We start from the raw sequence: 878 nt of genomic DNA, 5'->3' as shown, positions 1-878 counted from the left end.
GTTCAGTTTTCAAAGTCCAATATGTCATTTGACGACTTTTAAATCTTACAGTAAAGTAATATGTGATGTCAATTACTTTTTTGAAGTTTTTTTCGTCTGTGACGCTCGCGTTTGGCGTGTGCCTCAGCGACATGTATTAATATATCAACTCTTGTTTTTTTCGTCAACTGTTTTTCTAAAAAAACTTTAGAAAAAAGATAGACCCGCTTGAACCGGTAAAACACTACCCGTTCGCGGGTCTTTTTCATTACGCTTGTTTTTGAGATCGTCCTTGAGAAGCAGGCTTTTCTTGTAAGCGATGCAGCATTAAAATCTGGTATGCATTACAGACTAAAAGTGTCGCAAGCGCCGCCCACAACATCCGTTTGTCTTGTGTTGCCTGCAAAGCAGGTACCCATTCGATCAACGTGATGACCGTCATAAGGAACAATGTCGGAATGAATGCCGTAAAGTTCGTTTCCCGTGCTTTCGTCCGCGCGACTAGGAAGGCAATAAATAACAAGACGACCATCTCACCAATATAGAGACTTGTCTTATCAAAACCATATGCTAGTCCACGTAGATAGACGCCATCAAACAGTGCAAACGCGATCAAGACGATTTGAACACGATTCCAAAGCTTTGCGCCGCGGAATAAATCGAGTCCGACACGGTGTAAGATCAAGTACGAGAAGAATCCCATCAAACTGATGGCAGTCCACGTACTACTGTAGGAGAGAGCTGTCACATATCCGCTGATCGATTGATTTCGGATATATCCAGGTTCTGCTACCAAGTTAAACACGAAGCCTACGAGCGTTCCGATTAGGAGCGTCATCCAAAACAGCTTCAAAAATCCTTTAATCTTCATTCTTATCCCTCTACTTTTTCGATGACAC

General features: G+C 42.3%; 1 protein-coding gene. It reads right to left on the bottom strand.

Features of this window, described 5'->3' with window-relative positions; all coding sequences use genetic code 11:
- Window positions 1-247: 247 nt before the first annotated feature.
- Window positions 248-850: a KinB-signaling pathway activation protein gene (locus B3S86_RS15360; RefSeq protein ID WP_290754332.1), complete on the bottom strand. Its 603-nt coding sequence runs from the start codon at window positions 848-850 to the stop codon at window positions 248-250.
- Between the last annotated feature and the right edge of the window lie 28 nt (window positions 851-878).

Source organism: Exiguobacterium sp. UBA3968 (assembly GCF_002385115.1).
Classification (GTDB): Bacteria; Bacillota; Bacilli; order Exiguobacteriales; family Exiguobacteriaceae; genus Exiguobacterium_A.
Note: the sequence above shows the minus strand (reverse complement) of the source record. Positions and strands in the feature narration are given on the sequence as shown.

Bases quoted from the DNA above. Each gene is read 5' to 3' on its own strand.
- B3S86_RS15360 (WP_290754332.1), bottom strand. From the start codon at position 850: ATGAAGATTAAAGGATTTTTGAAGCTGTTTTGGATGACGCTCCTAATC.